A 13,370-nucleotide genomic window follows, 5' to 3' on the forward strand; every position below is an offset into this window, starting at 1 on the left:
GCTAGAGATTCGGCACGCCACGCCGGGCGGATGGGAGTTGATTTGCCGAAGTATCTAGACGGCCATGCGGCGCCGGTTGCGGCGCGCGTGCATCTCGCGTTCGGTCTCCGACATCCCGCCCCAGATGCCGTACGGCTCGCTCACCTTGAGCGCGTGGGTACGGCACTGCATCAGCACGGGGCAGGCCCGGCAGATCTCCTTGGCGCGCATCTCGCGCGCGGTGCGGGCACGGCCACGTTCGCCGTCGGGGTGGAAGAAGACGGCGGAGTCCTGGCCGCGGCACGAACCGCGCATCTGCCAATCCCAGACATCGGCGTTCGGGCCGGGGAGGTGGGTGGGCATGGGCATGGTGAACTCCTTGTGGTGCGAGCTCGTCAGCGTTGTCGAGCGACGTGGTGCGGCAGGTCTTCGCGCCACCTCGCGCGGAGGTGGCCGGCTCGACGGTGCCTGACGGTGCCGAAGGTGGTCGCTGCAATTTCGCGCGGCGCCGACCCCGGCGATGAGCTACGTTAGGTGCACGCGGGAATTTCCGTCAATAGTTCGACGCATTGGTACCGCAAATCCGCAACGCTGAAATTTAACCTGCGCACTGTTTACATTTCATGCTCGACCCGTCCATACTGTTCGGTTGGCTATGGATGGGTCGCCGCGCGGTGCTCGCGGTGTCGGGCGTTTCCCCAGGTCGCGCCAGGCAGGGCCGGTTTCGGCCCGCTGGGCCGCCGGTCGGGCGGGTGTTCCGGGTCACAACGGCCCTCCGCCGTGGACGGGGCGCAGATGGCGTAATCGGGGCGCCGAGGTTAATTGCGCGAAACGCATGTGAATTCGAAACTTTGCGGTAGCGGTGCCGGCGGGCGGAGATTTACCTGATGGCAACATGAGCCACCGGAGGAAAAGCTGATCGGTAGCTGCGCCTGCGTCGTCGTGACATATCACGAGAAGGCCTCGCCGCCGGTGGCGGCTACAGTCTCGGCGTGCAGACAACGGCTTCACCCGCGGATATCGGTTCCGAAATACTCGCTGCGACTGCTTTCGGGCCAACGCCCGGCACGGCCGCTGCGGAGTTGCCGACTCCGGCTACCCCCCTGGACAGGTGGTATCGCGCTGTCGCGCTCGGCGCGCAGGGCCGCTACGCCGCTGCCAGAGCGGAGCTGCTGACGCTCACCCGCGCGCGCATCGATCCGGCGCTGCGCTCGCGCGTCGAGAGCACCCGCGGCTCGCTGCTGCGTCAGCTCGGCGGGCACGCCGCCGCCGCGACCTTCGACGGTCGCGCGGCCACGCTCGCCCTCGGCGCCACCGGCGCCGCCCGCGCCGAGGCGCTGGCCGACGCCTACACCGGCCTGGCCGCCGACGCCCTCGGCACCGGCAGGCTCGCCCTGGCCCGCCGACTGCTCGGCCGGGTGGAACCGCTGCTGGCCGACGCCCCGGCCCGCTGCGCGGTGCGCTGGCACTGGGTGCGCGCGGAGACCGCGCTGGCCGGGGGCGCGGCGGCGCCGGCGCTGCGCGACGCCGAGACCGCGGTGGCGCTCGCCGCCGCCCTGCCCTCGGTGCGGCACCGGGTGAAATCGGCGCTGCTGGTCGCCGCCGCGACCGCCGCCACGGGCGACCTGGACGGGTCGGCGCGACGGGCCCGCGCGGTCGACGACGAGTGCCGCGAACACGGCCTGTTGCCCCTGCGCTGGGCCACGGCGCTGCTGCGTGCCGGGGTGTGCGCGGAGGCCGAGTCGCGGGCCGCCGCAGCCGAAGCCGCAGATCATGCGGCCCGAATCCGCGCATGGGGTGGGGATTTCACGGCGCCGTCCTGGTGACCCCTCCCCGGTGATCTTCCTGAGAGGTCTCATAGAAGGGGCCAGGCCCGCTAGCGGGTGATCAACGGGTCGCTATTGTTAGTCCCGTTCCGCCCCTTCGGTGGAAGCTCGGTCACATTGGACCGCGCCACTCGTAACGCCAGGAAAATCTCTGACGATGACGCATATGGGCGAAGAGTTGGACCTCGCCGTCGCTGCGGCTGCGCAGGGCGACAGGACTGCTTTAGCTCAGGTACTGGAACTGATCCGTCCGCTGGTAGTCCGCTACTGCCGGGCCAGGATCGGGGCCGCGGAGCGCGGGCAGCTCTCCGCGGATGATGTTGCGCAAGAGGTCTGTTTGGCTGTGATGACCGCCCTGCCCCGCTATCAGGATCAGGGTCGGCCCTTCATGGCCTTCGTTTACGGCATCGCTTCGCACAAGGTCGCCGACGCCCATCGCAACGCCGCCCGTAACAAGGCGGAGGCGATGGCCGAAGTACCAGATGTCATATCCACCGACCAGGGACCGGAGCAGCGAGCTCTCGACTCGGAGACGAGCAGGCAGATGAACACTCTGCTGGCAACACTCCCCGAGAAACATCGGGAAATCCTGATCCTGCGCTTGGTCATGGGTCTGTCAGCAGAGGAAACCGCAGTCGCCGTGGGCAGCACGGCGGGGGCGATACGAGTAGCCCAGCACAGGGCACTCGCGAAACTGAAGTCACAAGTGGCGAGGGCAGGTGAAATGTATGGCTAGGGATGGCGAGCGCGGTCGAGGCGACCGGAAGGTTTGGCGTGGGTCGCACGACAGCGGTCCCTACGCCGCCGAGGATGCCGGTGATTCCGGTCCGGTCGACATCGCGGCGGTGCGCAGCGATGATGCGCTGATCGACGCGATCGCGAGCGACGGACCGGTGCGTACCGACAGCCCCGAGGAGTTCCAGCTGGCGTCGTTGCTCGCGGATTGGCGAGCTGACCTGCTGGCCGAGCCGATGCCCGCGGGTCCTGATCTGGACACCGTGTTCGCGGCGGTCAATCAGGAGATCGGCGCGCGGCAGGTTCGAGTCGGAGCTTCCTCGCGCGGACGTCTACGGCTGGTACGACCCATTCTCGGCGCGGCCGCGGCACTGGCCGTGGTCTTCGGCGGCATCACAGCGTTCTCCTACAGCGCGGCACCCGGCGATCCGCTGTGGCGCGTCAAGGAGGTCGTGTTCAGCGAGCAGGCGCAGTCGACCGTCGTGGCACGTGCCGACGACGATCTCGTCGCCGCGCAGAACCTGCTCGACGCCGGTAACCCGGAGCAGGCGCGGGCCCGGCTGGAACAGGCTTCGGCCACCGCGAGCCAGGTCAACGACCCGGGCAAGCGGGAGGATCTGGTCGCCCGCTGGAACCTGCTGCGTGACGAGCTGGCCAAGCGCGCGCCGGAGATCGCCGCCCAGCTGGCGCCGTCGGCGCCGACCTCACCCGGACAGACCAAGCCCACCTCACCGTCGCCGGCCTCGCCGACCCCCAACCCGGGCAGCACCGCTCCGGTGGCGCCGACCGGTCCCGGTGGTACCGCCGACCCGTCCTCGGAGCCGCCGGTGATCCTGCAGACGCCGGGTCCGGGTTCGGAGACCAAGCCGCTCGTTCCGCCGGTCACCGTCGAACCCACGGTGCCGCCGGTGACCACCGTGCCGACCACACCACCCCCGGTGACGGTCGACCCGACCACCCCGCAGACAACCATCGCCGAACCACCGCCGGTCACCGTGCCGACGGTGGTCCCGACGTCCGCTCCGGTGCCACCCACGGTGCCACCGACCCTGCAGACGCCGCCGGCCATGACGATCCTGCCCGCACCGCCCGCGGTGCCGTCACCCTGATCGTCGCGTTCTGACGACGAAGGCCCCGAACCTCAGGTTCGGGGCCTTCGTCGTTGGTGTCTGTCGATGCCGTGCGGCATCCGTCCCCCGCGCACGCGTGACCGGAGCGGGGGAGCGGCGCCCAGCGGACGGCTCAGCTGTCGAAGCCGTCGAAGCCGTCGCCGTGGAACGCCTCGTTCATCGAGGCGTCCGCGTAGCCGCGGCAGTAGTCCCAGGTGACGTACGCCTCGGGCGTCGGGTCGTAGGCGGGCTCGTGCGGACGGACGGTGCCGTCGACGAGTAGCTGGAGCAGGTTCGCCCGCAGCATGTCCCAGTCGTGGTAGTGATCTTGCCGACAATCCTCGCAGCTGACGACGAGCCCGCGGATGCCGCGATGGGCCAGCAGGGCTTCGTAGACGGCGAGGTCGGCGAGATCTTCCTCGACCGCGAGGCGCTCATGAGGATCCAGCGGCTCACCGGGCTCGATCGCATCGAGCGCGGCAGACGGGTCGGAGGGGTCTCCGGCGAAGGGATCCGGCGGCAGGCCAGGTGGTAGATGGTCACGCACATCCCCACGGTACGCAGTACTTGGTGGTCTGCGCCAGCGATGCACCGGGCAAGTTTGCCGCGGGGCTCACTTCACAGGCGTGTTCGCCCGCCGGATACCATGGAATGCAGGCGTCGGCGAGCTTGTTCTCACCGACCATCAATCATTTCCGCTCAGCACCGTCGCGCTGCATCTATCGGCGTCGGTTGCTACCGACGACCAGGAGGGGTCGATCCGAATGAGTAATCCCGTGTCGGGCGAACGAATCGCGGTGCGCCCTCCTACGGGTGGCGACGATCCGACCAAGATCGCCATGCTCGGCCTCACGTTCGACGACGTGCTGTTGCTGCCTGCCGCCTCGGATCTCATCCCCAGTTCCGTCGAGACCTCCAGCAGGCTCACCAGGGAGATCACCCTGCGCACCCCGCTGGTGAGTTCGGCCATGGACACCGTCACCGAGGCCCGCATGGCCATCGCGATGGCGCGTGCCGGTGGTATGGGCGTGCTGCACCGCAACCTCTCGGCCGCCGATCAGGCCGCCCAGGTGGAGACGGTGAAGCGGTCGGAGGCGGGCATGGTGACCGACCCGGTCACCTGTCGTCCCACCGACACCCTCGCCGAGGTCGACGCCATGTGCGCCCGGTTCCGCATCTCGGGCCTGCCCGTGGTGGACGAGACCGGCGCGCTGGTGGGCATCATCACCAACCGTGACATGCGTTTCGAGGTCGATCAGGATCGTCGCGTCGACGAGGTGATGACCAAGGCGCCGCTGATCACCGCCCAGGAGGGCGTCACCGCCGAGGCCGCGCTGGGTCTGCTGCGCCGCCACAAGATCGAGAAGCTGCCGATCGTCGACGGCAACGGCCGCCTGCGCGGCCTGATCACGGTCAAGGACTTCGTCAAGACCGATCAGTACCCCAATGCCACCAAGGACCGCGACGGCAGGCTGCTGGTCGGCGCCGCGATCGGCGTCGGCGAGGACTCCTGGTCGCGCGCGATGACGCTGGGCGACGCCGGGGTCGACGTGCTGATCGTCGACACCGCGCACGGTCACCAGTCGCAGGTGCTGCAGATGGTCGCCAAGGTCAAGGCCGAGGTGGGCGACCGGATCCAGATCGTCGGCGGCAATGTCGCCACCCGCGCGGGCGCCGCGGCGCTCGTCGAGGCGGGCGTCGACGCTGTCAAGGTGGGTGTCGGTCCCGGCTCGATCTGCACCACCCGCGTGGTCGCCGGTGTCGGCGCCCCGCAGATCACCGCGATCCTCGAGGCCGTCGCCGCGTGCAAGGCCGCCGGTGTGCCGGTCATCGCCGACGGTGGCGTGCAGTACTCCGGTGACGTCGCCAAGGCCATCGCGGCCGGCGCCTCCACCGTGATGCTCGGCTCGCTGCTCGCGGGCACCGCCGAGGCCCCCGGTGACCTGATCCTGGTCAACGGCAAGCAGTTCAAGAGCTACCGCGGCATGGGTTCGCTCGGTGCCATGCAGGGACGCGGCCAGGCCAAGTCGTACTCCAAGGACCGCTACTTCCAGGACGACGTGCTCGCCGAGGACAAGCTGGTCCCCGAGGGCATCGAGGGACGCGTGCCGTTCCGTGGCCCGGTCAACCAGGTGATCCACCAGCTCGTCGGCGGCCTGCGCGCGGCCATGGGCTACACCGGTTCGCAGAACATCGAGCACCTGCAGAACGCGCAGTTCGTGCAGATCACCGCGGCGGGCCTCAAGGAGAGTCACCCGCACGACATCACCATGACGGTCGAGGCCCCGAACTACACCGGGCGCGGCTGAGTACAATAGCTGCGTTTGTGCGCCGGAGGGCCGACCTCCGGCGCACAAACACGTGGGCAACTCGCACCTGGCAGGGGCTTGCGGTCCGCTGACCAACAGCGAAGGCTGGCGTCGAGATGTTGTCGGCCTTCCAACACCAACGTTCCCCGCACCCGCGACCTCGAGGAGCGGCGGCCACGCAGTGGCCGGTTCGCGGCCGGGCCGCCGGCCAGGCGCCGCGGCGTAGGCGACGCAGGAGCAAGCCGCGGTGACCGACCGGCGGCCCCCAGGGGGCCGCGAACTCGAGCGCGCCAGCGCTCAGAAAGCAGAGCGTGACTGTGCGTGACATGGTGGAAATCGGAATGGGCAGGGTCGCGCGGCGGACCTACGAGCTCGACGACGTCGACATCGTCCCCTCGCGGCGGACGCGCTCGTCCAAGCAGGTCTCGCTGGCCTGGCAGCTCGACGCCTACCGTTTCGAGATCCCGGTGCTCTCGCACCCGACCGACGCGCTGGTCTCCCCGGAGTTCGCGATCGAGCTGGGTCGCCTCGGCGGCCTCGGGGTGATCAACGGTGAGGGCCTGTGGGCCCGGCACGCCGACGTCCAGGACAAGGTCGATCAGCTGATCGATCTCGTCGACAAGGGGGGTTACGAACGCGCGATCTCCCTGCTGCAGGAATTACACGCCGCGCCCATGCAGCCCGATCTGCTCGCGGCCGCGGTCGCGCAGGTGCGCGCCGCGGGCGTGACCACCGCGGTGCGGGTCAGCCCGCAGAACGCGCGGGCGCTGACCCCGGCGCTGGTGCAGGCCGGGGTCGACCTGCTGGTGGTGCAGGGCACCATCATCTCCGCCGAGCATGTGGGCGACGGTGAGCCGCTGAACCTGAAGACCTTCATCGCCGAGCTGGACGTGCCGGTCGTGGCCGGTGGCGTGAGCGACCACCGCACCGCGCTGCACCTGATGCGCACCGGCGCCGCGGGCGTCATCGTCGGCTACGGCTCCTACCCGGGCGCCACCACCACCGGCGAGGTGCTCGGCATCGGCGTGCCGATGGCGACCGCGATCGCCGACGCCGCCGCGGCCCGCCGCGACTACCTCGACGAGACCGGCGGCCGCTACGTGCACGTCATCGCCGACGGTGACGTCGCCACCTCCGGCCAGCTCGCCAAGGCGATCGCCTGTGGCGCCGACGCCGTGATGCTCGGTGTGCCGCTGTCGGTGTCGGCCGAGGCGCCCGGGCGGGGCTGGTACTGGCCCTCGGCGACCGCGCACCCCTCGGTGCCGCGCGGCTCGTTCCTGCCGGTCGACGAGTCCTGGCTCGACGGCGCCGACGGCACGGTGACCCGCCCGAACCTCGAGCGCGTGCTCTACGGCCCCTCCGACGACCCGTTCGGCTCGCTGAACCTGGTCGGTGGCCTGCGCCGCTCGATGGCCAAGGCCGGCTACTCCGACCTCAAGGAATTCCAGAAGGTCGGGCTCAGCGTCCGCTAGCGCACGGGGGTCAGGGCGACCCTTTCCCGCAGGAACCGTGCGATCGCCGCGTTGACCGGTTCCGGGTGGGTCATCGTGACGGCCAGCCGGGCGCCATCGATCTCCATGAAGGTGGAGGCGGTGAGCCCGTCGGCCAGCGTGCGGGCGCGCGTGCCCGCGATGCCGCTGTGGGTGGCGTGGATGATCAGTGCGGGGCAGGTGATCTCGCGCAGCCGGTCCAGCACGGAGTCGCGTCCGAGCAGGCAGCCGACGGCGGCGTCGAGGCCGTTGTGGGCGTCGCTGACCCAGCGTTTGGTCCACACGTCGCGATGCCGATCGTCGTCGCCGATCAGCCAGTCGGCCAGGCGGCCCGCCGCTTCCTCGCGCGAGCCCTTGTCGTGCCACTCGTCGAGGAAGCGCTGGGTCGCGGTGGACTGCTCCCTGGTCGGCCCGTGCGCCTCGGTGCTGATGAGGATGAGCGCGGCGACCCGCTCCGGCGCGACCAGCGCGGTCCGCAACGCCGTGAATCCCCCTTGCGCGGTGCCGCCGACCACGGCGCGCTCGGCGCCGATGTCGTCGAGGACCGTCAGCGCGTCGCGCGCGGCGGTCCAGTACGTGAACGGCAACCGCTGATCCTTGGTGCGGCCGTGTCCGCGCGCGTCCCAGGCCACGATCCGGAATTCGGGTGCCAGCACGGCCTGCTGCGCGGCGAACATGGTGCGGTCCATGAAGAATTCGTGGGCGAGCAACACCACCGGCCCCGTGCCACCGCTGTCCTCGTAGTAGATGTCGGCATCGATCGCGCGGGCGAATGGCACGAGCACGAGGATAGCCAGCCCGACCGGGGATTGCGCAATGTTCTCCCAACGCGTGTGCGCGCACCGATGCCCGCTGCTCGGCCCTCGTGCGGCGTCACTAAACTGTCCCGGTGGCAGAAACTCAGAGACCGGTCCTCGTCGTCGACTTCGGCGCACAGTACGCCCAGCTGATCGCCCGCCGGGTGCGCGAGTCGCGCGTGTTCTCCGAGGTGATTCCACACACCATGACGGTGGAGGAGATCGCCGAGAAGCAGCCGCTGGCCGTCATCCTGTCCGGTGGCCCGTCCAGTGTGTACGCCGAGGGTGCGCCCCAGCTCGACGCCCGGCTGTTCGACCTGAACGTGCCGGTGTTCGGCATCTGCTACGGCTTCCAGGCGATGGCGCAGGCCCTGGGCGGCACGGTGGCCCACACCGGCACCCGCGAGTACGGCCGCACCGAGCTCAACATCGACGGTGGCGTGCTGCACGGCGGCCTGCCGACCATCCAGCCGGTCTGGATGAGCCACGGTGACGCCGTGACCGACGCCCCCGAGGGCTTCGAGGTCACCGGCACCACCGCGGGCGCCCCGGTCGCCGCCTTCGAGGATCGCGCCCGCCGCCTGGCCGGCGTCCAGTACCACCCGGAGGTGCTGCACTCGCCGCACGGGCAGCAGGTGCTGAGCCGCTTCCTGCACGAGCTGGCTGGTATCCCCGCGCAGTGGACCCCGGCCAACATCGCCGAGGCCCTGATCGAGGACGTGCGCGCGCAGATCGGCGACGGCCACGCCATCTGCGGTCTGTCCGGCGGTGTCGATTCCGCCGTCGCCGCCGCGCTGGTGCAGCGCGCGATCGGTGACCGCCTCACCTGCGTGTTCGTCGACCACGGTCTGCTGCGGGCCGGCGAGCGCGAGCAGGTGCAGCAGGACTTCGTCGCGGCGACCGGCGCCAAGCTGGTGACCGTCGACGCGGTGGACAAGTTCCTGGGCGAGCTGAAGGGCGTCTCCGACCCGGAGGAGAAGCGCAAGATCATCGGCCGCGAGTTCATCCGCTCCTTCGAGGACGCGGTCTCGGGCATCGTGCTCGAGGAGGGCGCGGCCGCGGGGACCGCGCCGAAGGTCGAGTTCCTGGTGCAGGGCACCCTGTACCCGGACGTCGTCGAATCCGGCGGCGGCACCGGCACCGCGAACATCAAGAGCCACCACAATGTCGGCGGCCTGCCCGACGACCTCGAGTTCGACCTGGTCGAGCCGCTGCGCCTGCTGTTCAAGGACGAGGTCCGCGCGGTCGGCCGCGAGCTGGGCCTGCCCGAGGAAATCGTTGCCCGCCAGCCCTTCCCGGGCCCCGGTCTGGCCATCCGCATCGTCGGCGAGGTGACCGCCGATCGGCTCGACCTGCTCCGCCAGGCCGACGCCATCGCCCGCGAGGAACTCACCGCCGCGGGCCTGGACAAGCAGATCTGGCAGTGCCCGGTCGTGCTGCTGGCCGACGTGCGCTCGGTCGGTGTGCAGGGCGACGGCCGCACCTACGGTCACCCGATCGTGTTGCGCCCGGTGTCGAGCGAGGACGCGATGACCGCGGACTGGACACGCCTGCCCTACGACGTGCTCGAGCGCATCTCCACGCGCATCACCAATGAGGTGTCCGACGTCAACCGCGTGGTGCTCGATGTGACGAGCAAGCCGCCGGGCACCATCGAATGGGAGTAGGGCGCTAGGCCGGTCGCCGTGGCGGCGCCACCTGGGTGAGCAGCAGCCTGCCGAGGAGGAAGCCGCCGGGCGGCCGATGGGTGGTCGGCGGCAGCGCCTTCGCCAGCGGAGTGGGCTGCCGATCGGATCGGGAATCGTCCATTGCCGTGTGTCCTCCGACGACAATGGCCCGTCACGGTGACGGGCCATTGTCGTATCTCGGTGTTCGGTGAGCTTTCGTCAGTGTCGTTTGCCGCGCGGGGAGATCGTCAGCATCAGGCCGATGACGATCGCCGCGATCACCACGCCCCAGCCGATCGGCAGGATGCCGCCGCTGTCGGGGGTCGGTGCGCCGAGCAGCGCCCAGACGCTCAGGGCCAGGGCGATCAGTCCGGTGCAGAGCAGGGAGAACGCCGGTCGGCGGGGTTCGGTGCCGGTCGGGTCAGCCACGGGTCACCTCCACGTCACCCAGGTGCATCTTGATGTGCAGGTCCAGGACCGGGGCACCCGGTGTTTTCGGGCCGCTCAGCCCTTCGACGCAGGTCGCGTCGGCCACCCGGATGTCACATGTCGTGTTCACTGTCATCCCTTCGGGCAGGTGCACTTTCGCGTCACCGATGTTCACCGCCACTTCGACGCTGCGCGATTCGGTGAGGTTCAGGCCCCGCAGATCCAGAGTGCCCGAACCGATGTCGAGGGCGTAGCGGGGCTGGAGTTCCGACACCGAGGTGGGCGCCCAGACGCGATCGCCGATGGCGCCGCCGTTTTCGAAGTCGATCGGCCCGATCAGCGAGGCCAGCAGGACGAACCCGGCCAGCGGGGCGGTCAGTACCAGCAGTCCGTAGCCGCGCCGCAGGAACGCGCCCGCGATCAGCCCGAGCCCGACGACCGCGAGCGCGACGGCCGCGATCCGCGCCGGGGTCATCCATTCGACGCCCGAGGCCGCGGCCGCACCGGCGAACGCCGCCGCCAGGATCGCCAGGCCGATGGTGACCGGGGTGAGCCGCGACCGCGGCTTCTTCGGCGGCGGGGGCGGCACCGCCACGGCGTAGCGCGGTGCCGCCTCGGGGAGCTCCCAGGCCAGCGGCGCGATGCCGAGCGGATCGATGCCGCTGGGCACCTGCGCGCCGCTGCGCGGGAAACCCGGTGTGGGCGAGGGGAGGTCCGTGCGGAGGACGGCGGTCGCGGCGAGCCCGAGGTCCTGGATCGGCGCGGGTGTCGCCACCTCGGCCGATCCGGCGTCGCGCTTGTCGAGATCGATGGTCGTCGTGGGATCGCTCGAATCGTCCACGGCGCGGACGAGATCGGTCGATGCGGCATGCGGGGTGGCTTCCGCTGCGTCGGGCTCGGCCGTGCTGGCGGGCGTCGAGGTGGCGGTGTCCATGTCGGCGGGTGGGTTCGTCGTGTCGTCTACCGCTGCGGCCGCGGCGGATTCGCTCGTCGCGACCACGTCGACTACGTCCGCCGAATCCGACGCGTGCGCGACGTCGGTGGGGCCGGGTTCGGCGGTGGCCGGTGCGAGGTCCTTGTGCAGGACGATCGTCTCGGTGGTGTCGACCCGGAGCAGGGGCGTGGATTCGGCTGCGTCGGTGCGGGTTTGCGCGCGAGGCGGCACGGTTGTGGCCGGATCGGGGACGTAGGCGTCCGGCAGCTTGGTGTAGGGCGAGTACATCCCGGTCGGTGGCACATCGGGGACGTACGGGTACCCGCGGACCGGCACGCCGGTCGGGTAGCCCGCGGCCGGGTAGCCCGCGGTGCCGAGTGATTCGGCGCGGACGGTGTCGAAACCGCTGGGCAGTTCGGGGTGCCGGATGTAGAGCATCCACCAACCCGCCAGCATGAGTCCCATGCTGACCACCCCGGAGCCGCCCATTCCGAGCCCCACCGGACCCATGGTCGATACCGCGATCGCCAGCGCGACGATCAACACGATCGTCTTGGTCTGCGAGTGCGTGCCGCGCGCGTGATCGGTCAGCGCCTCGGCCGCCGACGCCTCGTTCCCCGCGGAGCTGAGCACCAGCCACGCGAGCAGATACAGCACGATGCCCGCGCCACCGAAGATCGTCGAGACCACGAACGCCACCCGCAGCAGCACCGGATCGACGCCGTAGCGGAGCCCGAACCCGGCCGCGACGCCGGCGATCGGCCCCTGCCGCGGCAGCCGGACGGGCCGCGTATGCCACATCTGCTGGATCTGGTCACCGAAGCTCGTTCTGCTCATGTCCTCCATGGTGTGCTCGACCAGTCCTTTCGCACATCGGGGTGAACCCTGAGGTTTGCCCGGGTTCCCCGGTCAGGCGCAGGGTCAGATCACCGCGTACGGGTACCCGGCGGCACGGCCCTGGAAGGACAGGATGCGGGGGTTCTGGACGCGGCCGTCGCGGATCTCGACGGCGCGCCGGATGGTCTCGCTGCCCTCCCAGGCGTCGGGGCCGGCCAGCACGATCGGGACGTACTCGAGCAGTGCCTCGGAGTTCTCCCAGGTGGCCGAATCCCAGAGAAACGAGGGACTGTGGTCGACCCCGTAGTGGTGCAGATCGGCGCCGAGGGTGAACATCGGGTCGGCGAAGGTCGTCGGGCGCGCCCAGGAGAAGCCCATTCCCTCGTCGCAGGAGACGTCGATGAACAGGGTGCCGCGGGCGAACAGCTCGAGATCGTCCTCGGTGACGAACATCAGCGGTTCCTCGGTGTCCTGGAACATGCAGTTGACGATCACGTCGTAGGTGGCCAGCACCTCGGCCAGCGGCCCCGGCTCGGGCGCCTTCAGCGCGAGCGTGCGGCTCGGGTCGGCCGGGTCGCGCTGGAAGTGCTGCATGCGCACCGAGGCGAACGGCGAGGCCACCGCCGACACGCTGCGCTGGGTCAGCACCGTCACATCGCTGATGCCGAGTGCCGAGAGCGCGCGGACCGCGCCGCGCGCTGTCGCGCCGAAGCTGATCACCGCCGCCCGCTTGCGACGCCCGTAGTCGCCGGTGATGCCGCGCAGTTGCAGGGCGTGCATGACCGAGCAGTAGCCGGCCAGTTCGTTGTTCTTGTGGAAGACGTGGACGCTGAAGTTGCCCGCCGTGGTCCAGTGGTTCATCGCCTCCCAGGCGATCAGGGTCAGCGCGCGGTCCACGGCGAGCTGGGTGATCCGCCGGTCCTGCACGCAGTGCGGCCATCCCCACACGATGGTGCCGGGCCGCATCTGTTCGAGGTCTTCGGCCAGCGGCTTGGCCAGCAGCAGCACGTCGCATTCGGCGAACAGTTCCGCGCGGGTGCGAAAGCCCGCGACCAGGGGCGCGAGGAGTTCGTCGGGATAGCCGAACCGGTCACCGTAGCCGTGTTCGAGGAAGATCTGACCGCGCAATCCCGGATCGATCCGGTCCAGATGGGCCGGGTGGATCGCCAGCCGGTGTTCGTTTTCCTTGCGGGAGGTCGCGACGAGGCCGACGGTCAGGCGCTTCACAGTTGCTTCACCTGGTCAGCCTACGCGTACC

General features: G+C 70.1%; 13 protein-coding genes. 6 read left to right on the top strand and 7 right to left on the bottom strand.

The genetic code is table 11. The annotated features are described in order from the left end of the window. Positions 1–54 precede the first annotated feature (54 nt). Positions 55–348, bottom strand: coding sequence for a WhiB family transcriptional regulator (locus tag ACIO52_RS24440; protein ID WP_022567299.1), 294 nt, complete (start codon positions 346–348; stop codon positions 55–57). Between the two features lie 713 nt (positions 349–1,061). Here ACIO52_RS24440 and ACIO52_RS24445 point away from each other — a divergent pair. The 3 genes from ACIO52_RS24445 to ACIO52_RS24455 all read left to right on the top strand — a co-directional run bounded on the left by ACIO52_RS24445 (position 1,062) and on the right by ACIO52_RS24455 (position 3,649). Beyond that, positions 1,062–1,805 carry a hypothetical protein gene (locus tag ACIO52_RS24445; protein ID WP_402647056.1) on the top strand — a complete coding sequence of 248 codons (744 nt, stop codon included), beginning with the start codon at positions 1,062–1,064 and terminating at the stop codon, positions 1,803–1,805. Positions 1,806–1,962: 157 nt separating this feature from the next. Beyond that, positions 1,963–2,541, top strand: a complete 579-nt coding sequence (locus ACIO52_RS24450; RefSeq protein WP_110037079.1) for a sigma-70 family RNA polymerase sigma factor — start codon at positions 1,963–1,965, stop codon at positions 2,539–2,541. Further along, positions 2,534–3,649: an anti-sigma-D factor RsdA gene (locus tag ACIO52_RS24455; RefSeq protein ID WP_218717318.1), complete on the top strand. Its 1,116-nt coding sequence runs from the start codon at positions 2,534–2,536 to the stop codon at positions 3,647–3,649. Before ACIO52_RS24450 ends, ACIO52_RS24455 begins: the two co-directional genes overlap by 8 nt. Positions 3,650–3,782: 133 nt before the next feature. Here the strand turns inward: ACIO52_RS24455 and ACIO52_RS24460 are convergent, their stop codons facing one another. Beyond that, on the bottom strand, positions 3,783–4,196 hold the full coding sequence (locus ACIO52_RS24460; RefSeq protein WP_011207424.1) for a DUF5319 domain-containing protein: 414 nt from the start codon (positions 4,194–4,196) through the stop codon (positions 3,783–3,785). A 217-nt stretch (positions 4,197–4,413) separates the two neighbouring features. Here ACIO52_RS24460 and guaB point away from each other — a divergent pair, with 217 nt between their 5' ends. Both guaB and ACIO52_RS24470 read left to right on the top strand, forming a co-directional pair. Further along, positions 4,414–5,958 carry an IMP dehydrogenase gene (guaB, locus tag ACIO52_RS24465; protein WP_305082650.1) on the top strand — a complete coding sequence of 515 codons (1,545 nt, stop codon included), beginning with the start codon at positions 4,414–4,416 and terminating at the stop codon, positions 5,956–5,958. Between the two features lie 317 nt (positions 5,959–6,275). Further along, a complete protein-coding gene (locus tag ACIO52_RS24470; protein WP_218717349.1) occupies positions 6,276–7,430 on the top strand; it encodes a GuaB3 family IMP dehydrogenase-related protein in 1,155 nt (384 codons plus the stop codon). On the opposite strand, the gene ACIO52_RS24475 is transcribed toward ACIO52_RS24470, so the two are convergent. After that, positions 7,427–8,227, bottom strand: coding sequence for an alpha/beta fold hydrolase (locus tag ACIO52_RS24475; RefSeq protein ID WP_218717319.1), 801 nt, complete (start codon positions 8,225–8,227; stop codon positions 7,427–7,429). The two genes, ACIO52_RS24470 and ACIO52_RS24475, sit on opposite strands and share 4 nt — an antisense overlap. 110 nt (positions 8,228–8,337) lie before the next feature. Between ACIO52_RS24475 and guaA the strand changes: the two genes are divergently transcribed. Continuing rightward, positions 8,338–9,912, top strand: a complete 1,575-nt coding sequence (gene guaA, locus ACIO52_RS24480) for a glutamine-hydrolyzing GMP synthase (protein WP_218717320.1) — start codon at positions 8,338–8,340, stop codon at positions 9,910–9,912. A 4-nt stretch (positions 9,913–9,916) separates the two neighbouring features. Here the strand turns inward: guaA and ACIO52_RS24485 are convergent, their stop codons facing one another. The 4 genes from ACIO52_RS24485 to ACIO52_RS24500 form a co-directional block, all read right to left on the bottom strand. Continuing rightward, on the bottom strand, positions 9,917–10,054 hold the full coding sequence (locus tag ACIO52_RS24485; protein ID WP_218717321.1) for a hypothetical protein: 138 nt from the start codon (positions 10,052–10,054) through the stop codon (positions 9,917–9,919). Positions 10,055–10,131: 77 nt separating this feature from the next. Then, on the bottom strand, positions 10,132–10,341 hold the full coding sequence (locus ACIO52_RS24490) for a hypothetical protein (protein ID WP_218717322.1): 210 nt from the start codon (positions 10,339–10,341) through the stop codon (positions 10,132–10,134). Beyond that, the gene (locus ACIO52_RS24495) at positions 10,334–12,112 is read right to left on the bottom strand and encodes a PspC domain-containing protein (RefSeq protein ID WP_402647064.1); all 1,779 of its coding nucleotides are present in this window, start codon (positions 12,110–12,112) and stop codon (positions 10,334–10,336) included. The genes ACIO52_RS24490 and ACIO52_RS24495 overlap by 8 nt, the downstream gene beginning before the upstream one ends. Before the next feature lie 84 nt (positions 12,113–12,196). Then, a complete protein-coding gene (locus ACIO52_RS24500; RefSeq protein ID WP_218717326.1) occupies positions 12,197–13,339 on the bottom strand; it encodes a N(5)-(carboxyethyl)ornithine synthase in 1,143 nt (380 codons plus the stop codon). Positions 13,340–13,370 lie beyond the last annotated feature (31 nt).

It is taken from the genome of Nocardia sp. NPDC087230 (assembly GCF_044744725.1).
In the GTDB taxonomy this organism is placed as follows: Bacteria; Actinomycetota; Actinomycetes; order Mycobacteriales; family Mycobacteriaceae; genus Nocardia; species Nocardia canadensis.

Bases quoted from the DNA above. Each gene is read 5' to 3' on its own strand.
- ACIO52_RS24440 (WP_022567299.1), bottom strand. From the start codon at position 348: ATGCCCATGCCCACCCACCTCCCCGGCCCGAACGCCGATGTCTGGGAT.
- ACIO52_RS24450 (WP_110037079.1), top strand. From the start codon at position 1,963: ATGACGCATATGGGCGAAGAGTTGGACCTCGCCGTCGCTGCGGCTGCG.
- ACIO52_RS24485 (WP_218717321.1), bottom strand. From the start codon at position 10,054: ATGGACGATTCCCGATCCGATCGGCAGCCCACTCCGCTGGCGAAGGCG.
- ACIO52_RS24495 (WP_402647064.1), bottom strand. From the start codon at position 12,112: ATGAGCAGAACGAGCTTCGGTGACCAGATCCAGCAGATGTGGCATACG.
- ACIO52_RS24455 (WP_218717318.1), top strand. From the start codon at position 2,534: ATGGCTAGGGATGGCGAGCGCGGTCGAGGCGACCGGAAGGTTTGGCGT.
- guaB (WP_305082650.1), top strand. From the start codon at position 4,414: ATGAGTAATCCCGTGTCGGGCGAACGAATCGCGGTGCGCCCTCCTACG.